This is a genomic window from Proteiniborus sp. MB09-C3 (assembly GCF_030263895.1).
GTDB lineage: Bacteria > Bacillota > Clostridia > Tissierellales > Proteiniboraceae > Proteiniborus.
Genome location: NZ_CP127161.1, coordinates 1,214,555 through 1,238,222 on the forward strand (window position 1 = coordinate 1,214,555; position 23,668 = coordinate 1,238,222).

The following is a 23,668-nucleotide window of genomic DNA, read 5'->3' on the forward strand; positions in this document are numbered from 1 at the left end:
AGCAAACATTGTCAGTGGATGAGCAAACTCGCGTGTAACTGGACATAGTAGAAAAAATAAAAAGCATAAAAATAAAGTAAGATTCTGAAGAAATATTCCAATACCTGTTCTTTTGTATTTAGAAAAATTAATTGAACTAGTTAAAATTTAATAAATACTATATATTGAAAACTTTTATGTTCTGCGTTAACATCACATCCAAGAAGTATGAAAGAAAGGAAGATTTATATGGCAAAAAGAGATACTACTTGGACTGTGGCTAAGTATAAAAGGTTTTTGTCTGAAAATCGTGGTGGTGGTGAGTTATCCTCGTATAGGCCTTGGCTTTCAATACAAGACTTTCCGTCAAAAGGCAGAGTATCACGTGTAAAAGGCTGGAAGACAAATAGAATACATCATTTCTTTTCAGATATACAAACGAGATGTTTTTATATGTTTGAATGGAATGATGAAGTATTAGATATTAGAGAGCATTATCCACTTTTAGATTTAGTAGAGGTAGTGAAAGAGGATAAAGACCTTAAATAAGATTTTTTTACTAATGAAGAGCCTCCATATATCCTTACTACTACATTTATACTTACTTTAAGAAATCATAAATATGTTGCAAGGACAGTAAAATCATCAAGTGAGTTAGAGAAAAAGTCTGTATTAGAAAGATTGGAAATAGAAAGGCGATACTGGACAGCAAAAGAAATTGATTTTGGAATAATTACTCAAAAAGAAATACCAATTAAAATGGTAAAAAATATAGAGTGGGTACATCAAAGTTTATATACTTTTGAAGAAAGAGGTTTAACAAAAAGTTTATTGGAGAATTATTGTACCATTCTAATTAATAAATTTAGAGACAGTAATTATTCAATAAGGAAAATAACTTCAGATTTTGATAAAGAAAATAATGTATCAGATGGCACAGGACTATACATATTTAAATACCTTCTAGCATCTAAATTTATAACTATTGAAATGAATGAATCAATAGATATAACAAAAAGTAATCCAAAAATAGTTATTGATTGGGGTGCAAGATATGCTTCGAATCAATAGTGTGATTTTATTTGAAACAAGTCAGGGTAAAAGATATGAACGAATTCTATACCGTTACAAGGATATTATTTACCTAATTGATATTTACGATAATTCAATGCCTACTGCAGTTCCAGAATCCTTTATTCGGAATGGGTTGAATGATGGGACAATACTTGTTTTGGAAAATGAACCATATATGATAATCAAAGATGAAGAGGATATTCTCCCTAAACATAAAGCCATAAGAGATAAGGCTTATAATGCCATTAAAAATATTGTTATATTTGAGCCTGATATATACATCTCTGATAAGAGAGTTAAACTTGTCAGAGAATATGTTGATAATATCCACGAAGCAACAGTTATGAGATATCTAAAGCGGTTTTGGCAGAGAGGTATGCATAAAAACTCCTTACTACCTGACTATTATAAATGTGGGAAGACACAAGGTGATAAAGTAATCAATAATACTTTTATTATTACCCCAGAAACGGTAAAAATTTTCAATGCTGCTCTTAATAGATTTTATTATAATTCATCACAGAAGACATTGACATTAACCTATGAACTTATGATTAAGGAATACTTTAGTGAAAATGGAATAGTAAATGATGAAATTCCTACCCTAAGACAATTTAGATATTGGTTTAATAAGGAAAGAAATATCAAAAAGGAAGTATCGACTAGACAAAGTGCAAAGCGATATGAATTACAACATAGGGGACTTACAGGATCTGCTACTGAAGAAGCCTTTGGTCCGGGAGCAATATTTCAAATAGATGCAACTGTGGGGGATGTGTATTTAGTGTCCCAATATAATGGAAATTGGATTATAGGAAGACCAGTTATATATACTGTTATGGATGTATTTTCACGTTGTGTAGTAGGAATTAATATATCTTTGGAAGGACCAAGTTGGATTGGAGCAAGTATCGCCTTAATTAATGCTGCTACTGATAAAGTGTCATTTTGCAGGAAGTACAATATAGAGATTAATAATGATGAGTGGAATTATTGTAGTACCTTACCTGAAGCAATTGTGGCAGATAGAGGAGAATTGGAAGGTGAAAATATAGAGTCCTTAATATCAGCATTTGGAATAAGGGTCCTAAATACTAGCCCATATAGAGGCGATATGAAAGGAATTATCGAAAGGTATTTTGATACACTAAACCAACATACTAAGCCATTTTTACCCGGAGCAATCAAAAGCCAATACCGTGAAAGAGGAGAACAAGATTATAGACTCTCAGCAACTCTTGATTTGAAACAGTTTACTCAAATTATAATTAAATGTGTATTGTATCATAACAATCATCACTATTTAAAAAATTATACCAGAAGTGAAGATATGATTGCAGACGGAGTGGAGCCCATACCCAAGTTAATCTGGGAGTGGGGCATTGCTAATCGAACAGGACGGTTAAGAACAGTCAATGAAGATTTATTGAAACTAAATCTACTACCAAATGACAAAGCAACTGTAACGCAGCACGGGATAAAATTTAAAGGTATGCTCTTTGGTTCTAAAATTTCAGTAAAAGAACGATGGTTTGAGAAGGCTAGAAACAATGGGGCTTGGAAAGTTGACATATCATATGATCCACGAGATATGAGTTATATTTATATTAAGTACGAAGATGGTAGAAAGTTCGATAAGTGTTTTTTACTAGAACATCAGTCAAGATATAGGGAAAAATCTATCGAAGAAATAACCTATCTACTAGAATATGAAAAGATGCAGGCTAAAGCCTCAAAGAAGATAGAACTGCAAAATAAGATTAATCTATTAGAAGATATAGAGAATATTATAGAGCAGGCAAAAGATGATACTAAAAATGAAGTTGAAGAAGGTATAAGTAAAAAGAGGCGTATTCAAAATATTAGAGATAATCGTAATTTTGAGAAGCAACAGGAGAGGAAACAAAATATTATCGAAATAAGACCAGAAGAGACTAAGATAGTAGTTGAAGAAAAGTCTTATGGTGATACAGAGCAAGATATGGTTGAATTACTGTTAAAAGTGCAGAAGGAGGGGAAAGACCGTGCAGGATTTGATACATAATGCAGAATATAAGGAACAGATTATTTCAGAATATAAAGGTAATCCATTTATAGAAGCATTACCTGAGATTACATCGTCAAATGAAATAGTATCAAAGTTAGCATATTTTCCTCCCTATGATAAAGAGGAAAGACAATTAGATAGTCAATATAGAACTCATCTTGTTGGCCGTCTATATGATGTTTTTCAGCCTCTAATGATACATTTAGATTTGGAAAGCAGAATTAGTAGAGTTTTAAGGCAAGGATATATAGGAAGAAATATATTGGATAAAGCCTATGTTTCAAACCATTATCGTAGCACTGCAGGCTCTTTCACACTTTTAGGAGTCTCAGGTATGGGGAAAACCACTGTTGTAAATAGGATATTAACAAGGTATCCACAAGTTATTGTCCATAGCAAATATAAAGATAGAGAACTTTCAAGATATCAGGTAGTTTTCTTAAGACTAGAATGCTCTTACGATGGAAGTATTAAAGGCTTATGTTTATCATTCTTTAATAAGGTTGACGAAGTATTAGGAACTGACTACTATTCAAGATTTGGCAGCGGTAAACTTTCAGTTGATAATATGCTTGTCGCTATGACTAATATTGCTAAAAATATTTCATTGGGACTTTTAGTAATTGATGAGATACAAAACCTTAGTAAATCCAAATCCGGAGAAGCCGATAGGATGTTGAACTTTTTTGTTAACTTAGTCAATACTATAGGATTGCCAGTATTGTTAATCGGGACTCCTGAGGCTATGGGGGTATTACAAGGAAAGTTTAGACAGGCTAGGAGGGGCTCAGGGCAAGGAGATTTAGTATTTGAAAGGTTTAGATAATGATATGAACTTCAGATTACTTATAAACGTAATATGGGGCTATCAATGGACTAAAAAACCTACTGTATTGACAGACGAACTGACAGATACTCTATATGATCAATCCCAAGGAATTATTGATATAACAGTGAAACTTTATGACCTTGCTCAAACAAAGGCAATTTCAAGTGGGAAAGAGGCTCTTACTCCTGAATTAATAAAACAAGTGGCTAATGAAAGTTTAAGGTTAGTAAAGCCAATGTTAAATGCACTTCGTACAGGGAATGTAAGGGAGATAGCAAAATATCCTGACATATACACTGGAAATATTGATTTGAATTATGAGGAGTCGCATAAAGATAAGTTTGTAATACCTACTATTAATAAACCATCTGTAGTAGAGAGTGATGAAAAGCCAGTAAAAATTAAAACAAAGAAGATACCTCCAAGTGAAGAAAATGATATTAGAGTTATTGTACAAAATGATGCAGGAGAAGGATTAACTACCTATGTGATATTAAAAAATTACGGATTAATTAAAGGGTTTGAGGTTGTATGATGACATTCTTTCCTACACCTGTGACTGGTATAATAAAAGGGAGAAATTTTGGCAAACAAAAACGGAGAATATTTTCCAACTTAATACAATAATACCTTATCTTCTGATAAAATTAAAGATAAGTTTTATCAGGGGAGGAATACAGCTTGAAGGGATGGAATATGTTTGCTGAAATTAAGCAGTATAAATTAAAAGGATTCAATAAGTCTCAAGTAAGTAGATTTCTTAATATTAACTACAAAACAGTAGATAAATACTGGAACATGTCTTATGAAGAATATGCAGAACTAAAGGAGGATGCTAAGAGTAGAAGTAAAAAGGTTGATAAATATATGGAGCTAATATTATCTTGGATAAAGGAATTTAGAGATATTTCAACTGCTCAAATATTTGATTGGCTTAGAGAAAGGTATGGTGAAGTGGATTTTAGTGATAGAACATTAAGACTTTATGTAAAAGATTTAAGAGAAAAACATGGACTGCCTAAAGTTCCTTGTGCAAGGCAGTACGAGGAGATTCCAGAGCTTCCAATGGGATATCAAGCACAAGTAGATTTAGGTCAAACTTGGTTATCCAAGCGTGATGGCTCAAAAATTAAAGCATATTGTTTTGCAATGGTACTTTCTCATTCAAGATATAAATTTCTATGGTGGAGAGACAAGCCTTTTAATACCCTATCATTCATAGAAGCTCATAATAAAGCTTTCGAATACTTTGGAGGCATGCCAAAAGAAATAGTATATGACCAAGATAGGATTTTGGCAGTATCAGAAAACCATGGAGATATTATCTTCACTGAAATGTTTCAAAACTACATAAGTAGCATGAAATTTAAGACTAGGCTATGCAGAGCTTTTGACCCAGAAAGCAAAGGAAAAATAGAAGCAGTAGTCAAATATGCAAAATATAACTTTGCAAAGCATAGAGCCTTTATAGATATTGATTTACTAAATGAAGACTCATTTAAATGGTTAGATAGAACTGGTAATGCTAAAGTACATGAAATAACAAGAAAGGTACCTAAAGAAGTGTTTACTCTGGAAAAGGAACACTTACAGAAAGTACCTAGCCTGTTTGAAAATATTCAACTTAATGATAGTTTAACCTATTCTGTCAGAAAAAACAATACCATATCATACAAACAGAATAGATATCAGGTTCCAAAAGGTACATATAGACCAGGTAAAGAAGTTAGGCTAATAATAAAAGATAATAAAATGAGTATAGTTGATTTAGATACTGAATTAGTTATTGCAACTCACAGTATCAGTAATCAAAAGGGCAAGCTAATTCAAATATATCATCCAGAAAGAGAAAAAAAGAAAACCAAAGATCAAATGTATGATAAAGCCTTTAAAGCTCTTGGAATGACAGATGAAGCAAAAGAGCTATTAGATAACATACGAAAAGAAAAAGAGAGATATTGTAGAGATCAGTTTGGATTAATAATATCAGTAGTAAAGGATTATGACGAAAAGCTAGTAGGACAAGCAGTAGAATACTGTGTAAAACGAAAGCTATTTAGTGCAGGAATGTTTAAAGATACACTAGAATATTTGAGTATAAAAAAGAAACAGGTTCAGAAAAGAAATATGATAAAGCAAATCTATCCATCTCTTCAAAGTACCAAGATGTAAAACCAGAGATCAGAAACATTGATGAATATATAAATGCTTTGAAGGGAGATAAAAAGACATGGATAAACTAGAGCAAATTAAAGAACATGCAAAAGAACTTAGCCTGAATTACTTAAGAATTAACGCAGATAAAATTATTGAGGAAGCTGATTTAAACGATTACTCATATCAAGATATATTAATAAAAATACTTGAAAATGAAATAGAAATAAGAGATAAAAAAGCACAAGAAAGAAGATTAAAGAATGCAGGATTTCCGGTAATAAAGAAAATAGAAGACTTTGACTTAGATTTTCAAAAATCTATAACAAAGAAACAGATAAATAGGCTATTAGAAATGGAGTGGATAGATAGGATGTATAATCTTATCTTCCTAGGCCCTCCAGGTGTAGGAAAGACGCATCTATCAATTTCATTAGGATATAAAGCAGTAGAATTAGGGTATAAGGTTAGCTTTGTAACAATGGATAACCTGATGCACGTACTAAAAACACACGAAATATCAAGAAAGAGCAAAGGAAAAATGAATAGAATACTATCTTCAAGCCTTGTAATAATAGACGAACTAGGTTACCTTCCAATAACAAGAGAAGAAGCAAATCTATTTTTTCAGTTAGTATCGGCACTTCATGAACAGGCTTCAATTATTATCACATCTAATAAAGGCTTAGAAGATTGGACAGAGCTATTAGGAGATCCTGCTTTAACAACAGCAGTATTAGACAGAATTACATACAGATGTGAGCTTTTTAGCATGTCTGGCAAGAGCTATAGACTAGAACACAGAAAGTCATTATTCTAATGTTCAAACTGGGAAAAATTCAGTAAAATTATTTGCCGAAATTTCTCCAAAAACACTTGCCAGTAACAACACCATATCAAGATGAAATACTATACAGTGTTTTTGCTAGATATCACGATAAAAGTCCAAATTTCAATGGTAGTGAAACTGCAAGGGATCTATTTAGTGTAAATCGTATAGTGTGTAGTCTGGAAATTCCAACACTATTGGCTAATTTGCTCCAAAATATGCCCTTAAACAGTCCTTTCGATGCAGACAGGCTAATAGTCGAACATACACTATTTCCGTTTTATGCAGCCTTTTTAAGCCTTAAGAATAAGAATATAATAAGACAGTATTTGTTATATGGAGATGTTGAGATATATAATAAAATTACAAGTATTATAAACCCATTGGCTGAAAATAAATTCTTAAGATTTTGCTCAAAGTGCAATAAAGAGGATTTGGATATATATGGCGAACTATATTGGCATAGGATTCATCAGGTAAGAGGTATTTATATTTGTCCCATTCATAAAACACCTATTTATGATAGTAATGTATCATTTGAAGAGAATAAATATAAATATGTAGTAGCAACGGAGAAAAACTGTATTGTTGAAAGTGAAATTGCGTATGAGCCAAAGACCTATGAAAGATTACTGATTATTGCAGAGGATATGGACTGGATTTTAAATAATCCAGTTATTAATACTAATATTAAGGACCAATACTTAAATCAGTTGAAGATATTGGAGTATGCTACAGTCAATGGAGGCCTACGCCAAAGAAATCTTATTGCTGACTTTGAGGCCTTTTGGGGTAATGAAGTACTTCAAATGACACAAAATACGATTACTAAAACTAATAACTGTAATTGGCTTTTTAAGATGGGATGGAATAAAGCAACTATAGAAGATCCATTAAAGCATATATTACTTATGAGGTTTTTAAGTCTACCACCAGATGTGCTATTTAACCATAATATAGAGTATCTTCCTTTTGGTAAAGGACCATATCCTTGTTTAAATCCTGTCTGTGTACAGTATGAGAATGAAATAATTGAAAATGTAGAAATTAGGAATAGTTATAAAACTAAAAGTCCAATCGGATATTTTACCTGTCCAGAATGTGGTTTTTCTTATTTAAGACGTGGTCCAGATGAGAAAATAGAAGATAGATATAGGTATTCAAGGATTGTGGATTACGGGTATTACTGGAGAGAAGAATTAATGCGGTTATTAAAATATAATAGCGTGCCAAAGGTTGCAAAGATAATGGGGACAACCCATACTACTGTTTATGATTATATAAGAAGGTTAGGAGTTAGAAAGTAACTGAAGCAGTAATAGAATCTGACAAATATCTCGAAAAATATTGATATAAATATTTGACAAAAGAAAAATGTTGAGTTATTATCTAAGCATAAAACACTACAGATTCCATATTTGAAGATACTTTTGTTAATAGGTTGATAAATGACTTTATAAGATATGTAACTGAACTGTAATGTTACTGAGCAAGAAGTTGTGGTAATATATATATTAGTATATATTTTTTTATCGATTAGGTACAGACAATTAAATAATTAATAATTATAGAATTCTAACAGAGCAAAATTTAATCAGTGTTATGTAACACTGGTGTTTTGCTCTGTTTTTGTTTTCTTAAAAGGAGGTGTAACCTAGTATGAAAATAAAAATGTTGTGAGTGTTTGGAAAGGAGGTTGAATAGATGGCAATTATTTATGCTAATGAAAGTACAGGAGTTATAGCAAAAGCATCTGATCTAACTGGTATTAAAGAATTGGCAGGAGATCTTGGTTTCAAGATACTGATTAATAATTATAGGTCTTTCTTCTATGGAATCTATAGAAGATTCAATTCTGAAACCAAGAAATATGAGTTCAGAAAAGTATCTAAAATTAACGAGGAAAAAGAACAAGTGCTCTTAAATCAAGGATTCGAAAAGATAAAAGATGCTTATAGTAATCAAATTCCAAAGGAATTCTTATGGAAATGTGCCTATGAAAATAGCAACTCTAATATTTATTAAGGGGGTTATAGAATGCGTGATGAGACAAGTATTATGGATGTACTTCGCTATATAGCGAGAAGAATGGAGGATATTGAAAATTGTGGAAAGGTTGTTGACAAGAAACAAGATGATAAGTTTCTTATCCTCAAAAAAAGATATGATGAATTAGCAAAACAAATGGAAATTGTAGACTCCATATATTATGAGTATGCAATGTATATTCAGGATCTAACTACTAAAATAATCTCAGAAGAAAAAACCATAACCAGTAATACTGAAATTTAGATTAATTATTTAATAGGGCAAAAGAAGAAAAACAAAAGTATGTAACATAATACAATGAAAGCATTCTATCAAAGCATAAAGAAAAAAGAAAACTATAGCATTCTAACATAGCAAGCCCTTTTGTGGTAAAGCAAAGGAGGTAAATAAATGGAGGAAAAAAGATTCATTTCACAAGATGTAGACTATGATTATGATATAGCAGAAATAAACTTGCAAAGAAAATGGGATTCTCCATATGAATACACTACATCTGAAGATTATTGTGATGAATATGGTTGCTTTATTTGTTTTAAGTGTAAAAGATTAATAAATATCACTAGTGTTCAATAAATGGATAAAATATCCATTAACAAAACCTAAGTACCATTCATTGAATCTATTACCATAAATTTAGATATAAAAAAGCTAGTAACCTTTGCTTTAATATAATTATCCCCAATTACAATAAGCAGGAGGTTACTAGCCATTGAACAAGAATAATTATATCACTATTTTTGAAGAACTTTTAGATATCATTAATTGGAATTTATTGAAACAATCTACTTACAAGCTAAACACTGACTATTTCGCTGCACAAAATCATTTGAAAGCCTTGATTTACTTTCATATAGCTAAGTTGGATAGTTTAAGAGACCTTCATAATTTTATGCAATCTGATTCAGATATAAAAGAAATAATTCAAGGTGTTAGTCTTGGGTCGTTGTCTAACTACAACAACAATATTAAATTCGAAGCATATATGCCAATAATGAATGAAGTTATTAAAAAAGCTATGATTTTACTACCTATAAATAAAGATTTTCAAATACCGTACCCTGTTAAGTTAATAGATTCTTCTACTGTTGGTATGACTTTAACATATTTTAAATGGGCAGAATTTCGTTCAACTAAAGCTGGAATAAAGCTCCATACTAAATATGACCTTGGAAGAGGTATTCCAGAAGTTATTGTTGTCTCAAATGCCAAACATCACGATAAAAGTAAAATGAATCAGTTAATGACAGATAAAAATTGTATTTACGTTTGTGATAAGGGTTATGTCGATTATAAAAAGTTTGACCAATTTACTAATGATGAAAAACTCTTTGTAACAAGATTAAAAGATAATGCAGTAGTAGAAGAAGTTGAAAACCTTAAGGTTTCTCACTGTGATATACCACTTTTAGATAAAAACATAACTATTGTTTGTATATCTAGGCAATAAATATATAAATAAAACTAAAAACAAGTACAGAATTATCAAAGTGATAGATGCTGAAAATAAAGAATTAACTTTTGTAACAAATATCCAAGACTTATCTAGTGAAGAAATAGCATGGTTATACTGAAAATGGATATAAGGTTGGTTTTGTAAAAGGAAGGTCTTTCGCCTATTTTATCTATTACAAAGAGATACCTCCTTTATATGAAAAAGTTAGCGGTATTGATAAGAATTTCTTAATTCATCAGTGCAATACTCTTTTATTTATTATTAATATTCAAGAATTTTCAAAAAGAATACTTCATTTTTTTGAGAATACTAATGATAGAATAACATCAGAAGGTTTGAATACATTAATTTGTAATTATCTAACTCTTGTTTATGGTAGCGTGGAAAATTATCAAAAGAAAAAAGAAGAATTTAGAGAATTGTATGAGGAAAAAATTAGGGAAGAGAGTGAAGAGTAATCTCCATTTCTTTTACTATAGCCTAGGGATACTAGAAAAATATATTTCATTCGATATCCTCAACATAATATAAATTATGCTGCCGAAGGATGCTTTCTACTGTAATACATTATATATATACTGAAAATTCTTCATAGTTTACAGGTTGTATAAGGTTTAAAGTGCAACATAACTTATAGGGTTTACTTTTGAATAAATTTTTTCCCTCGTAAAATTGCATATTAGAAATTATTGTGAGTTGATTTGAATAAAAAGTTGCTAAAATAGAAATAATAGAATATACTATTATTGAGGAGTGATGATTATGAAGACTATTGGTGAAAAAATTAAAGAGTTAAGAGAGTCTAAAGATTTAAGCGCGAAAGACCTCTGTGCTTTTATTGATATTAATACTTCAACTTACAGTAAATTAGAAAACGATAAAAAATCAATCGATGTTGAGGAACTTAAAAAACTTACAAATTTTTATGATGTGTCTGCAGATTATATATTAGGCACTAATGATATCCAAGAAGATATTGTTATGTATATGAAAAGAGATAAGAATTTAAATAATAGTGATATTGAAGAAGTTCAAATGATATTATCAATGATGGATGAAGCAATAACACTTCAAAATATGAGAGAACGAATCTAGGAGGTTTTTATGTTATCACCACAAGAGATAGAAAGAATTGAGAAGAAGGCTGTTGAGCAGCGTAAGATATATGATTTAGGTGATGAATCTCCAATTGGGCTCAAAATATTTAGTTATATAGAAAATATTTTCGATTCGTATATATTACTTTATCCACTAAAGACGAGAAAAATTGCTGGATTTACGAGAAAGCAAGGAGAGACAATCCAAATCTTTGTAAATACAAGTTTTAATTTGAGTTTTCAGGTATTTGCTGCTGCGCATGAACTATATCATTTGATTGATTTAAAAGAAAAGAGAATAGATAAATTTATAGTTTGCAATGATGAAGATATTTCTGAAAGTATCGATGATAGTGGTTCAAGTATTGAAGAGATAAAGGCAAACTATTTCGCGGCTGCATTTTTAATGCCAAAAGTTGTAATAGAAAATAGATTTAGCAATCTTAAAAGTAAAAAGTGTTTAGAAGTAGATCTTGTTCTTGAAATTATGAAACTCCAATATGAATATGAAATTCCTTATAAAACAATCTTAAAAAGACTTAAAGAATTAAGAATAATAGGCAATGAAGAATTTCAAAAACTTAAGGACTATGATGAACAGATCTTAGAATATTGTAAGATGTTGGATGAAGAAATGCGCAAGCGTGTTGATGAACTTGAGCATACCAACGGAAGGAAATATCATTCTTTAAATGTCCCCAAGATCGCTTATGATGTATATCGTAATAATATCATTTCAATTAGCAAACTAGAAAGTATAGTTAATAAATATGATAAGACACTTGATGATTTTAAGGTTGTAAAGCCAGAAGTAAACACAATAAAAATAGACTTTTCGAATTTCGGGACAGGAGATGATAAAGATGAGGAAGATTAGTTCTCCTGTCCTTTTTGATGCTAATATACTTATAAATTTTAAAGGACAGTTAAAATTCCTGTTCAGTTTTTTTGAAAATGTAATAATACATAGAAAAGTTTTTAATGAAATTGTTGGACAAGCACTTAAGGATGAGTTAATATCGGTATCAAATGTTTCTAATATTATTTATGTAGAAGACAATTTCCCGACCGATGAGGTTGGAAAGAAATTACTTGAAGAATGTGATAAAGAACTGAAAGATTCTTTTAATATAGAAGATTTAAAAGATCTGGGTGAATATAAAACTCTACTATACGCTAAATTTAATAATGTATTTATTCTTTCTTCACAAGATACAACAGTTTGGAGATTTGTTACTGAATCAAAATACTTTAAAGGATTGAAATGTATAACAGTGCAAGACTTTGCCTATTTATTGTTTTTAAATGCCGAAAATAAAAGTGATAGAAAAATTGCTAGAAATCTTTACAAGGCTTTCGCCAGAGAAGAACATCCATTTGAATGTTTTAAAATATTTATGGAGCGAAATGATAATGAAATCCCGGTATTTATAGAATTTGAAAATAATAGGATAAGTAATTTTCAACAATTGGTTCAGGGATATTTTAACTATTATGTAGATACATCGTATTGTGAAAGTAAAGAGGTAGAATATGAGATATCCAATTTAGCAAGTAACAATACAGGAAATTGCTTAAGTTGTATTTACTCTAGGATTGATAAAAATAATGTAGATTATTCTATAAGAAAATGTTTGTTTGATTATTCATTAAATGATGAGCAATGCTCTGAAATTCGAGAAGGATTTTCTATGAGGATTAGAAATAGAATCAAAGAATAATTATCTATAGCCCGTAAATTCGGGCTTTTACTATATCAGTTAGTATTTTATCCAGACATAAAACCCTTTAAAATAATATAAATTGTATCGTCATAAAAAAGAAAAGGTGACTAGCTTGACTTTTAATTTTTATATAATCTTCAACTCGAGTGTAACACAATTAAAAAAGAGTTAATCTCATAAAATGGCTTAAAGCCTTGAAAAATAAACATTCCTTTAATAATGCCATAATTTATGTCTTATTAGTGTAACATATTGGGCTGCCTTATAACAGTAAGCGTGATATAATGAGACAAGCATTAAGAATAGTAAAGAAATTAGCGGTCGCCTATATTATCTATATGAAAACATTGAGGGATTTACCAAAGAAGACATTATAAATAAAGCCAAAGAGATTCAACATTGTATATATGAAAGAAGAAAAAACTATGCCCCTATTCCAAATATATTCTATCACTTGAACAGGAAGAAGTACCAAAGTTTCTCTAACCAGTATATTTTGGATCTAAAGAAAAAATTACAAAATTCATCTGAATGATATTTATATATAAGAATAATTGAATTAAAATTATGGATTCATTATTACACTATATATAATGTAGGAAAATTTTATTAATAGTAAAATCTAATATTATATTATTACAATAGATTTATTGTTCATTGCCAACATACACAAAAGTATGTTTACAATTACAAACTTTATTCACGAAAGATACAGAGCATCAGACTGGGAAACTAATTTAGTGCATTTTATTTTTGTAAAAGAACACTCTCCCGCTAGAAAGAAATCCAATATTATTTTAGAACGAATAGAAGACGGTGATTAATATTAGTCAGTCTTCTATTTTTTGTGGCAAGAATTTACAATATCATATATAATTATAATAATAGATTTAGTCGATACCAAGTATAAAAGTATAACTATGTATCATTATGTTGTATTGGTCGCGTTAATTCGTCATTTTATTAGAACAAGATGTATTGAATGAATGCAATAAAGAAGTAAGGAGGGGTTGGGTAGGATGGTACTAAGCAAATATGAAGTCGTAAGAATATTAAAGCCAGGAAATAACAGTTATTCAGAGGTATCTAAGATTAAGGATATATCCACAGAGAAACATTATGCTATGAAAATAATTAAGGGAATTAATACTCCTTTGTATAATGTAATTTTTGAAAGAGAAGTAGGGGCATTAACAAAATTAAGAATGTGTAGTAATATTGTCAGATTAGAACATTATGATATTCACAATGATGATAATTATGGAAAATGTGGACGAGTATTTCTAGAATATATTGAAGGGGAACAACTGCAAAAAATTGATGTTCTAGAATTAAATACTATTGAAAAAGTCAAAATTATAGAGCAATTGATAAGTGCTATTCAGATAGCACACGAAAATAATATAATACATAGAGATATAAATCCTAAGAACATAATGATTACTCCAGATAAACAAGTTAAATTAATTGATTTTGGAATTAGTAAAATAAAAGATATGGTAAACTCTGATACATTATTTCAGTTTGCCACCAATAAATATGCTGCCCCAGAAGTCCATACTCATAGTGAGAATGCTACGGAAAAAAGTGATATATATTCATTAGGAGCAGTATTATATTTTATATTTACGGGAGAAGAGCCACCAATAGCAAATGAGTTTGAAGCAAAATTAGAAAAGACTGGTGGAATTGATATAGAATTTAAAGAAATAATCAAAAAAATGGTAAAGTTATCGCCTGAGGATAGATACAATAATATTTTTGAAGTTAGAAAGGTATTAATAAAGTTATTTAATAGATTTACTAAGCAAAATAGAACTTATATCTTTTCAATTGATTCAAGTAAAATAGTACATATGAGAAATCTTTCTTTAGTTCCTAATAATGATAATTTTGCTGACATAATAGAAAATTACATTAATGAAGATTTTTTGGAAGCCTATATATTTATTGAAAATGATGATAAAGAAGATAAAACAGAGGAGTTATATACGCTTTATGGTATTCACTATTATTTTGAGTGTTATTATGATGATAAGAACCAGATATTCCGTATTACTAAAGTAGATAAGTTACAACCTTATAAAAGAGAGCATATTAAGAGAAAAGCAATGTATGTTAATGGGGATGTTAAGTTTATTTTGAGTGGAAAAAGAATACCTTCTAATAATAATTTTGAATTAACAATTAGTACTAAAGATAGCAAAAAGGACTTCTTATCTTCTTCTAATGTCAATAACGAATACACGAAGAAGTTTTTCGCGTGGCATAAATTACTGGATATAATGGAAATAGAATATAAGAAGAATGTTATTAGAGTAAACTATGATTCATTTAAAATAGAAGATAATGTTTGTGTTTTTTCTATTAATGAACAGGATTATTATTTACTTGATGAAAATAAGGATGAAATTACATTTATATATGAAAATACGAAGGGCAAAAGAAATAAGGTTGTTGAGATAGGAAATCTAAAGAGTATTTATATTGATAATGAAAAATTCTATTTAAAATTAAATAATATAAATACAGGGTTGAAGTCAAAGTTACCTAAAAGTGGAGTTATATGTGAAGATTATAGAAGAAATCTTTCTTTGATTAATAGAGAAAAAAAGGCCTTAAATTCTTTTAATAATGAAGACTATGTAAGTCCCTCAAATTTAAAAAGCATCTTTTCTGGCATACAATCAGCAAGTTTTTTTAATGCACCTACAGGAAGAGTTTATTTTAACGAATTACTAGATGGAACACAGAAAAAGGCAGTTACTAAAGCGTTAAATTCTCAAGATATATCACTTATACAAGGGCCACCGGGTACAGGAAAAACTAATGTAATAATCGAGATTTTAAGACAAATACTTGAAATGAACAACCAAGGGCAAATATTTAAACAGAAAATTTTGCTAGTATCTCAAGCACACGCTGCTGTGGACAAGATGCTTGAAGATTTAGATCAAACTTCTAGTGATAATATAAAAGTTATTAGAATAGGAAGAGATGAAAATTTATCAGATACTGTTAGGGAGAAATATGCCGTAGATTATGCACAATCAAGATGGGTTAATAGAATTATTGACGGTAGTAATAATTTTGCACAAAATTTGTTATCATCTTTAGAAGTTGATAAGGAAGAGTTCGATAAGTATTGTGAAGCGATTATGGAAACTAAGTTTTCTAAGGGAGAAGATGAAAAATCATATGAAAGTGCTATGTCTTTTATAACATATTTCGAAGAAAAGTATAAAGAACTATTAGAGACAAAGGACTTCAAATCTCTTCAAATACAAAAAGATTGGGTAAATAGAATTGTTGGTAGAATGGATATTCAGCAGCACTTTATAAAAAATGCTGAGATTGTTTCAGGAACTTGTACAGGTGTTATATCCAATTATGTAATAAATGATATGGTATTTGACTATGTAATAATCGATGAAGCAGCAAAAGCAACATTTCCAGAATTATTAATATCCATTATTAGAGCAAAAAAAATTATAATGGTTGGCGATCATAAGCAACTTCCACCAGTATTGGACGAAGAACTAATAAAGAATAGTAAGCAAACATTTATTGAGAGCAACTTAGATTTTAATACATTATATAATAGTATATTTATGAAACTATTTGAACATCTTCCTAGTGAAAATAAGCAAGTGTTAAATACACAATATAGAATGCACCCCACTATTGGAACAATGATAAGTCAACTTTTTTATGATAATCAAATTTTAAATGGAGTTTCAATAAAAGATAGAAAGCATAATATCAAGAAGTATATGGACTTAGCCATTGTTTGGCTAGATACCTCAAAGTCACCAGATAGATTTGAGGAGAATATTTCAACTACGTATAGGAATTTGCTAGAGGCAAATATTGTAAAAGAACAATTAAAACTTATAAATAACAGTATAGATAGTTCTGAGTATGATGTAGGGGTTATTACACCATACAGTGGGCAAAAGAATTTAATTCGTAATGAAATACAGCAAAATACCTATGATAACATAAATAGTAATGTAGTAGTGAATTCAGTTGATGCTTTTCAGGGCGGTCAAAAGGATATAATAATTTATTCTACTGTCAGAAGCAGTGATAAACACAAAAATATTGGATTTCTAAAATCCGAAGAAAGATTAAATGTTGCATTTTCAAGAGCGAAAAGACTTTTAATAATAATTGGAGATGCTGAGTTTTTAAGTGATACAAGCATTAATGACAACAAGTTTCCATTAATAATAAAATATATAAAGGAAAATCCGGAACATTGCAGGATCATTGATTATCTTTCTTTAAATGCAGACGGAAAGAGGGAGGTTTAAATATGTGGAATATTGCTTATGATTTAAATAGATTAATTCCTCCTATAAAAAGTGGCTATAACTTTATTAAATCGATAAAGTTATATATACCGTATAAAGAAATAGGACTTAAGACATTGGTTAGAAAAGAACAACCATTACCCTTTTTTTATGAAATAATACTGAAGTTAGTTGACTGTAAATATAATGAAATACATAATATTTCAGAATTGACTGGTGTAGAAGAAGAAATTTTAAATGATGTAGTAGGTGAGATGTCAGGGAGCGACTTATTATACATCAAGAGTAACATAATTACTTTAACACCTAAAGGAAAGGAATCATTGAATAAATTAAAAAGGACTGTTATTGAAAAAGAGGAATTAAATAGGATTTATATAAATGCTATTACTGGTGAAATCAAGGATTTAGATCGTACATATAAAAAACCTGATTATATGTGTCCTTGTTTAGACGAAAAAATTAAAATTACTGATGAATTTATTACAAACCATTTTAGTGATTTTGATGAATATTACCAAAAGAGACAGGAAGACTACGAAGTTAAAGAACAACACAATAGTGTTAGAAATGAAATTTACCAGATTATTGGGAAAGAATATGAAAAATTATGTTATGTTGAAGAAAGAGCATTTATATATAAGAATATAAGAGATAATGATTTATTATTTGAATGTGAAAATGATCCAGAGAATATATATGGAAACACTCTTGCAAGACAAGTATATGACTGCACTGGCGCAAGAAGTTTTTTAGTTCCTCCTTTTCATTGTGATAAGTATTTAGATATACAAGTTGGTATAGATGGTGAAAAAAAGGAGAATACTGAAAAGTTAGTACAAGTTTTATCGAATAATGCTACTTTAGACAATAAAGATAAGGAAGAGATAGAAGAATACTTTTTTATGGATAGATATTTATTAGAGAATGAGTATTTCGATATCCTAACTTCATTAAAAAATATTAAACCATCGGAAGTTGTAATATCATCAGGAGAATTATCGAAGATATTAAATGATGAAGTTATTTCAGCATTACAATCAATTATTAATAAAACTAAAATTTATATTATATGTGATAAGAATGAATATAAGATTAGTCAATTAAAAAGTAGATTTATGAATTATATTAAGAAAAATCGAAATAGAATACAGTGGATTGAACAAGAGAACATTACTCAAACGGATATAGTATTATATCCTCAATGTTTAATTAACATTGAATATAACCCTATTCCAGTTGGAAAAGACTATTTAATAGAAGAGGTTCCAGAGATAATCTTTGATAGAGAAAAGATAAAGATTAAGAAAGATAGTCTATTAACCAAGAGTAAATGATTCTTTATCAATTTTAAAACTAGTTTGCTTGGAATTTACTAATAATCATTTATATTGGTAACTGAAAATACGAATCTAGAAGGGGGATATAAATGAAGTATGATTGTGGATTTACCAAAGACAATGGATGGTTCAGATATAAAGCAGCAGCAATAATTATTGAAAATGGGAGTGTACTTTTTGCTAAAAACGATAGGGATGATTATTACTATCCAGTTGGAGGAGGTGTTCATATAGGTGAAATGGCTGAAGAGGCTGTTGTGAGAGAGGTATATGAAGAAACAGGTATACACTATGAAATTGATAGGTTAGCATTTATTCACGAGAAATTCTTTACTGGTAGTGGTAGTCTTGAAGGTTATAATTGCCACGAAATTGCATTTTACTTTTTAATGAAGCCAAGGGGAACACAAAAACTTAATTGTAATAGTTATTCAGGTGGGTTTAAAGAGTATATGCATTGGCTACCAATAAATAACCTATCAAATTACAAGGCATTTCCTACTTTTTTTATTGATAAATTATCAAATATACAAAGATACGTAGAACATATTGTTACGGATGAAAGATAGATAGATAAATTGTAAGTTTATGGTTAGGTTAATACGCAATCTTTACATCTTATGTCATAGTGCTAGATTTATATTGACTCAAGAATAGTTTTAATAATTAAATAAATGGATCACAAATAGATTATTCAGATAAATTTTGTTTTATTGGAAAAACAGATGAGGAGTTATCATTGGTATGCAACACAAGATTGGTACCCCAAAATGCAATTGAATGTGATAATGGTTGGAGGCTTTTTATTTTGGGATAATTAAAAATGAAGCAAAACCCATTAATTTTTGGAGGGAGAGGCTACGAAAAGAATTATTGCATTTGTATCTACTTTATTGGTTATGACATTACTCTATGCTGGATGTTCTAATACCATAGAGAGTCCTGAAACAATAATATTTCCAATTATATCATTGAAAAGTACAGGGGAAGAAATAAATCCTAAATACTATGAAAATGGATTCGATTTTAATTATGACAATCTTCCAACATTAGAACTAATAGAAAATGAAGACATATTAGAGATATATTCATTAGATGACTTTTCTAAAACGGTTGTTATTGGTGAGGATTATTACGAATATACAGAAAATACAGGAACCGTATATAAGGAAACTTATGAACTAGATAAAGAAAGCAATAATATCGTTTCACTTCCTATTAATAGACGCGGTAATGTGAAAAATGAACAGGCAATTTATTATCTAGCAAATGGCGAAGCAAGACTTGTTTTTCGAGTGATACTGCCAATAGGTAAAACAGGTTAAGACAACGTAACATTAATTTTGATTTTGTTTTTATTATTCCTAAAGGTATTCTATACTTTAAAGACGAAGGAGTAACAACCATAAACTATCTGATGTTAAGATTTATAAATACCCTATATATATAAATACCCTATATATAATGTAGGAAAATTTTTATTAATGATAAAGATCTAATAATTGAAATTTGTTACAATAGATTTATTTGTTCATTGTCGACATACACAAAAGTATGTTTACAATTACAAAGATTGTTCACGAAAGATACAGAGCGTCAGACTGGGAAACCAGCCTGGCGTTTTTTAGTTGTGTAAAACCAGATCCTCCCGCCTCAAACATTTCCGAAATCCCAAAACCCTATTTTCCCGCAGCCTAATAAAATCAATATATATAAAAATATAAATAAATACCCCCCTATGCATATCGCACTTACATCTCATATAATTGTTCGTATTTTTCCACGAGCAAACTTTGTCATTCTTCACTGCTCACGAGCAAACTCGCTTGTCATTTTCTCATTTTTTATCTCTTTTTTTCTATTTTTTAAGTAAATGCAACCCACGAACAAACTTTGTCACTCAAAGTAACTTATGGGCGATAGGGCTTTCAACCACTCGCTTACCAGCCGAGCAAACATTGTCAGTGGATGAGCAAACTCGTGTGTAACTGGATAAAAAGAGTTTAAAGCGTCAGAGGAAAACACCTCTGGCGTTTTTTGTAGAATTTTATATAAAAAAGGTTTATATAAAAAAATTAAAAGAATTTCGCTAAATTGTTGCAAAATCATGAAAAATAACATATAATACTATTACTGTGTTTTAATTACTGATTCCCGATTATTTTAGGAGGTGAGGCTTATAGAATACGAGACGACAATTAAATATTAAGCGCCAGAACTCAATAATTTGAGTTGACGAGGTCATGGTTTATCGAAAAATTCGGCGGGTGCCATGCGGTGTTACTACCACCGTCAACGGTTGTACAAAATCCATAAGCAATTATGGGGACAAAAACGACTAGGTAGGCTTAAGCTCATTAATCAATGGGCTTGTTTGTCATGTCTAAAAAAGACATTTATTTGAAAGACTAAGAATATAGGAATCTAGAGTATTATAAAAAGATATAAAACGAATTATAAGGAAGTGATAATTATGTGTGGAATAATAGGATATATAGGAGCTAAGGAGGCTTCACAAATACTAATAGATGGATTAGAAAAGTTAGAATATAGAGGATATGATTCAGCAGGAGTTGCAATATTAAATGAAGGAAAAATTGAAGTAAGGAAATTCAAAGGAAGATTATCTGTACTAGAAGAGAATATAAAAGAAAAACCTGTAAAGGGCAGTATGGGCATAGGACATACTAGATGGGCAACTCATGGGGAGCCATCTGATGTAAATTCCCATCCTCATAAGAGTAATGATAATAAAATAGCAGTAGTTCATAATGGAATAATCGAAAACTACATGGAAATAAAGGAAGAGCTTCAGAAACTAGGATATAGCTTCATATCGGAGACGGATACAGAAGTAATATCACATTTATTAGATCATTACTATAATGGGGACATTTTAGACACAGTGAAAAAAGTAATAAATAAAATTGATGGAGCATATGCACTAGGAATAATCCATGCAGACAATCCAGATATGCTCATAGCAGTGAAAAAAGATAGTCCACTGATAGTAGGCATAGGAGAAGATGAAAACTTCATAGCATCAGACATACCTGCTGTATTGAAGTATACAAGAAAGGTATATATATTAGAAAGCGGAGAAATGGCTATAGTAAAGAAGGATAGCATAAGCCTAATGAAAACAGACGGTACTCCAATCACTAAGGATATATATGATGTGACATGGGATATAGAGGCAGCAGAAAAAGGTGGATATGAGCATTTTATGCTAAAAGAAATCTATGAACAGCCAAAGGCGATTAAAGACACATTATTACCAAGAGTAAGTAATAATGGGGAGGTTAAGCTTGACTCTATTAATCTATCAAAAGAATATATAAAAGGCACTAAAAGAATCTATATAGTTGCATGTGGAACAGCTTATCACGCTGGCCTGCTTGGTAAGGACATGATAGAAAAGTATGCTAAGATCCCAGTGATAGTAGATGTAGCATCAGAATTTAGATATAGTGAACCATTCATAGACCAAAATACACTTGTAATAGTAGTAAGTCAATCAGGAGAGACAGCCGATACGTTAGCTGCCTTGAGACTATCTAAAGAAAAAGGCGCTAGAGTTTTAGCAATAACTAATGTGGTGGGTAGTTCCATCTCTAGAGAGTCAGATGATGTATTATATACTTGGGCTGGTCCAGAGATTGCAGTAGCCTCTACAAAAGCATATACTACGCAGATAGTAGCCTTGGCTCTAGTAGCATTAGAAATGGCTAAAAAGAAAAATAGTATAACTGATGAAGAGATAAACATGATTATTAAAAGCTTAAAAAAACTTCCCAGCAGACTTGAGGAAGTATTATCAAATGTTGAAAGCATAAAAGATACTGCCGAAAGAATCTATAGCTCACAAAGCATATTCTATATCGGTAGAGGGATAGATTATGATGTATCTAGAGAAGGCTCCCTTAAGCTAAAAGAAATATCCTATATACATTCTGAAGCCATAGCAGCAGGTGAATTAAAACATGGTACATTAGCATTGATAGAAGAAGGCACACCAGTAATTGCATTGGTAACACAGGATAAATTATACGATAAGATGCTAAGCAATATTAAAGAAGTAAAGGCAAGAGGCGCATATGTCGTAGCAATAGCAAAGGAAGGAAATATAGAAATTGAAAAATCAGCTGATAGGGTGATTTTCATTCCAAAGACAATAGATGAAGTTTCTTCAGTACTAAGCATAGTTCCCCTCCAACTGCTGTCATATTATGTAGCATATAAAAGGGGCTGTGACATAGATAAACCGAAAAATTTAGCTAAAAGTGTAACTGTAGAATAAATATCATATTTCCTAGGAAATAGTGTCGAATGTCCCATAAAAAGATTTCTCAAAACTAATCTATAAATATTAAAAACTCGTATAAAAAAATAAAAAAGTCATGGTGAAAATAGAGTAGAAGACCTATTAGAGCCATGGCTTTTTATTTTGCATAAGGAATAAATCTGAAATCATTAAAATTAAAGGGCATGAAGGGCATGGAGTTTTGACATGAGCTTTTTATTTGCATATATAGTTAGGGTAGAGAGATAAGGGAAAAATAAAGAAACTTATGTCAAAAATAATAAAGCTGTATCAAATAAATAATGAAGTTATGGTAATAAATTTAATATATAATAGTATATAGTGTGACCAATTTGTTTATTGAAATGGAGGACTATTATGGAGATAAATACCATCAAAGAGAATAATATTGAAATTGCTATTGTAAGAAGTAGCGAAATATTCATAAAAGATGCTCAGTCGGCATTGGATTTT

20 protein-coding genes are annotated in these 23,668 nt (G+C 30.1%); all 20 read left to right on the plus strand.

Going from position 1 to position 23,668, the window contains the following annotated elements; all coding sequences use genetic code 11:
- Window positions 1-228: 228 nt before the first annotated feature.
- The 20 genes from QO263_RS05845 to glmS all read left to right on the plus strand — a co-directional run bounded on the left by QO263_RS05845 (window position 229) and on the right by glmS (window position 23,191).
- Window positions 229-528 carry a PDDEXK family nuclease gene (locus tag QO263_RS05845; protein WP_285627545.1) on the plus strand — a complete coding sequence of 100 codons (300 nt, stop codon included), beginning with the start codon at window positions 229-231 and terminating at the stop codon, window positions 526-528.
- A 30-nt stretch (window positions 529-558) separates the two neighbouring features.
- Window positions 559-1,050, plus strand: coding sequence for a TnsA endonuclease C-terminal domain-containing protein (locus tag QO263_RS05850; RefSeq protein ID WP_285629218.1), 492 nt, complete (start codon window positions 559-561; stop codon window positions 1,048-1,050).
- The gene (locus QO263_RS05855) at window positions 1,034-3,097 is read left to right on the plus strand and encodes a TnsB C-terminal domain-containing protein (protein ID WP_285627548.1); all 2,064 of its coding nucleotides are present in this window, start codon (window positions 1,034-1,036) and stop codon (window positions 3,095-3,097) included. Before QO263_RS05850 ends, QO263_RS05855 begins: the two co-directional genes overlap by 17 nt.
- The gene (locus tag QO263_RS05860) at window positions 3,078-3,926 is read left to right on the plus strand and encodes an ATP-binding protein (protein WP_285627551.1); all 849 of its coding nucleotides are present in this window, start codon (window positions 3,078-3,080) and stop codon (window positions 3,924-3,926) included. Before QO263_RS05855 ends, QO263_RS05860 begins: the two co-directional genes overlap by 20 nt.
- Window positions 3,910-4,464 (plus strand): hypothetical protein, encoded by a 555-nt coding sequence (locus QO263_RS05865; protein WP_285627554.1) that lies wholly within the window; start codon window positions 3,910-3,912, stop codon window positions 4,462-4,464. Before QO263_RS05860 ends, QO263_RS05865 begins: the two co-directional genes overlap by 17 nt.
- Window positions 4,465-4,610: 146 nt before the next feature.
- Entirely contained in the window at window positions 4,611-6,101 is a 1,491-nt protein-coding gene (istA, locus tag QO263_RS05870) for an IS21 family transposase (RefSeq protein ID WP_285627557.1), read from the plus strand.
- 58 nt (window positions 6,102-6,159) lie between these two features.
- Window positions 6,160-6,903: an IS21-like element helper ATPase IstB gene (gene istB, locus QO263_RS05875; RefSeq protein WP_285622950.1), complete on the plus strand. Its 744-nt coding sequence runs from the start codon at window positions 6,160-6,162 to the stop codon at window positions 6,901-6,903.
- A gap of 32 nt (window positions 6,904-6,935) precedes the next feature.
- Window positions 6,936-8,219 carry a TnsD family Tn7-like transposition protein gene (locus QO263_RS05880; RefSeq protein ID WP_285627560.1) on the plus strand — a complete coding sequence of 428 codons (1,284 nt, stop codon included), beginning with the start codon at window positions 6,936-6,938 and terminating at the stop codon, window positions 8,217-8,219.
- Between the two features lie 397 nt (window positions 8,220-8,616).
- Entirely contained in the window at window positions 8,617-8,937 is a 321-nt protein-coding gene (locus QO263_RS05885) for a hypothetical protein (protein ID WP_285627563.1), read from the plus strand.
- Window positions 8,938-8,949: 12 nt separating this feature from the next.
- The gene (locus QO263_RS05890) at window positions 8,950-9,204 is read left to right on the plus strand and encodes a hypothetical protein (protein ID WP_285627566.1); all 255 of its coding nucleotides are present in this window, start codon (window positions 8,950-8,952) and stop codon (window positions 9,202-9,204) included.
- Between the two features lie 147 nt (window positions 9,205-9,351).
- Window positions 9,352-9,534 (plus strand): hypothetical protein, encoded by a 183-nt coding sequence (locus QO263_RS05895; protein ID WP_285627569.1) that lies wholly within the window; start codon window positions 9,352-9,354, stop codon window positions 9,532-9,534.
- A gap of 136 nt (window positions 9,535-9,670) precedes the next feature.
- Complete coding sequence (locus tag QO263_RS05900; RefSeq protein ID WP_285627571.1) at window positions 9,671-10,408, plus strand: IS4 family transposase; 738 nt, start codon at window positions 9,671-9,673, stop codon at window positions 10,406-10,408.
- Between the two features lie 768 nt (window positions 10,409-11,176).
- On the plus strand, window positions 11,177-11,509 hold the full coding sequence (locus QO263_RS05905; RefSeq protein ID WP_285627573.1) for a helix-turn-helix domain-containing protein: 333 nt from the start codon (window positions 11,177-11,179) through the stop codon (window positions 11,507-11,509).
- A gap of 9 nt (window positions 11,510-11,518) precedes the next feature.
- Window positions 11,519-12,388: an ImmA/IrrE family metallo-endopeptidase gene (locus tag QO263_RS05910; RefSeq protein ID WP_285627575.1), complete on the plus strand. Its 870-nt coding sequence runs from the start codon at window positions 11,519-11,521 to the stop codon at window positions 12,386-12,388.
- The gene (locus QO263_RS05915) at window positions 12,375-13,232 is read left to right on the plus strand and encodes a hypothetical protein (RefSeq protein WP_285627578.1); all 858 of its coding nucleotides are present in this window, start codon (window positions 12,375-12,377) and stop codon (window positions 13,230-13,232) included. Before QO263_RS05910 ends, QO263_RS05915 begins: the two co-directional genes overlap by 14 nt.
- 1,022 nt (window positions 13,233-14,254) lie before the next feature.
- On the plus strand, window positions 14,255-17,551 hold the full coding sequence (locus tag QO263_RS05920) for a serine/threonine-protein kinase (protein ID WP_285627580.1): 3,297 nt from the start codon (window positions 14,255-14,257) through the stop codon (window positions 17,549-17,551).
- A gap of 2 nt (window positions 17,552-17,553) precedes the next feature.
- Complete coding sequence (locus QO263_RS05925; protein ID WP_285627582.1) at window positions 17,554-18,888, plus strand: hypothetical protein; 1,335 nt, start codon at window positions 17,554-17,556, stop codon at window positions 18,886-18,888.
- Between the two features lie 92 nt (window positions 18,889-18,980).
- Window positions 18,981-19,460: an NUDIX hydrolase gene (locus QO263_RS05930; RefSeq protein WP_285627584.1), complete on the plus strand. Its 480-nt coding sequence runs from the start codon at window positions 18,981-18,983 to the stop codon at window positions 19,458-19,460.
- 276 nt (window positions 19,461-19,736) lie between these two features.
- Window positions 19,737-20,216, plus strand: a complete 480-nt coding sequence (locus QO263_RS05935) for a hypothetical protein (RefSeq protein ID WP_285627586.1) — start codon at window positions 19,737-19,739, stop codon at window positions 20,214-20,216.
- Between the two features lie 1,148 nt (window positions 20,217-21,364).
- On the plus strand, window positions 21,365-23,191 hold the full coding sequence (gene glmS / locus QO263_RS05940; RefSeq protein WP_285627589.1) for a glutamine--fructose-6-phosphate transaminase (isomerizing): 1,827 nt from the start codon (window positions 21,365-21,367) through the stop codon (window positions 23,189-23,191).
- Window positions 23,192-23,668 lie beyond the last annotated feature (477 nt).

What these genes read in the sequence shown, in the direction of transcription:
- QO263_RS05845 (WP_285627545.1), top strand. Translation starts at nt 229, where the DNA reads ATGGCAAAAAGAGATACTACTTGGACTGTGGCTAAGTATAAAAGGTTT.
- QO263_RS05855 (WP_285627548.1), top strand. Translation starts at nt 1,034, where the DNA reads ATGCTTCGAATCAATAGTGTGATTTTATTTGAAACAAGTCAGGGTAAA.
- istB (WP_285622950.1), top strand. Translation starts at nt 6,160, where the DNA reads ATGGATAAACTAGAGCAAATTAAAGAACATGCAAAAGAACTTAGCCTG.
- QO263_RS05885 (WP_285627563.1), top strand. Translation starts at nt 8,617, where the DNA reads ATGGCAATTATTTATGCTAATGAAAGTACAGGAGTTATAGCAAAAGCA.
- QO263_RS05890 (WP_285627566.1), top strand. Translation starts at nt 8,950, where the DNA reads ATGCGTGATGAGACAAGTATTATGGATGTACTTCGCTATATAGCGAGA.
- QO263_RS05895 (WP_285627569.1), top strand. Translation starts at nt 9,352, where the DNA reads ATGGAGGAAAAAAGATTCATTTCACAAGATGTAGACTATGATTATGAT.
- QO263_RS05905 (WP_285627573.1), top strand. Translation starts at nt 11,177, where the DNA reads ATGAAGACTATTGGTGAAAAAATTAAAGAGTTAAGAGAGTCTAAAGAT.
- QO263_RS05910 (WP_285627575.1), top strand. Translation starts at nt 11,519, where the DNA reads ATGTTATCACCACAAGAGATAGAAAGAATTGAGAAGAAGGCTGTTGAG.
- QO263_RS05915 (WP_285627578.1), top strand. Translation starts at nt 12,375, where the DNA reads ATGAGGAAGATTAGTTCTCCTGTCCTTTTTGATGCTAATATACTTATA.
- QO263_RS05920 (WP_285627580.1), top strand. Translation starts at nt 14,255, where the DNA reads ATGGTACTAAGCAAATATGAAGTCGTAAGAATATTAAAGCCAGGAAAT.
- QO263_RS05925 (WP_285627582.1), top strand. Translation starts at nt 17,554, where the DNA reads ATGTGGAATATTGCTTATGATTTAAATAGATTAATTCCTCCTATAAAA.
- QO263_RS05930 (WP_285627584.1), top strand. Translation starts at nt 18,981, where the DNA reads ATGAAGTATGATTGTGGATTTACCAAAGACAATGGATGGTTCAGATAT.
- glmS (WP_285627589.1), top strand. Translation starts at nt 21,365, where the DNA reads ATGTGTGGAATAATAGGATATATAGGAGCTAAGGAGGCTTCACAAATA.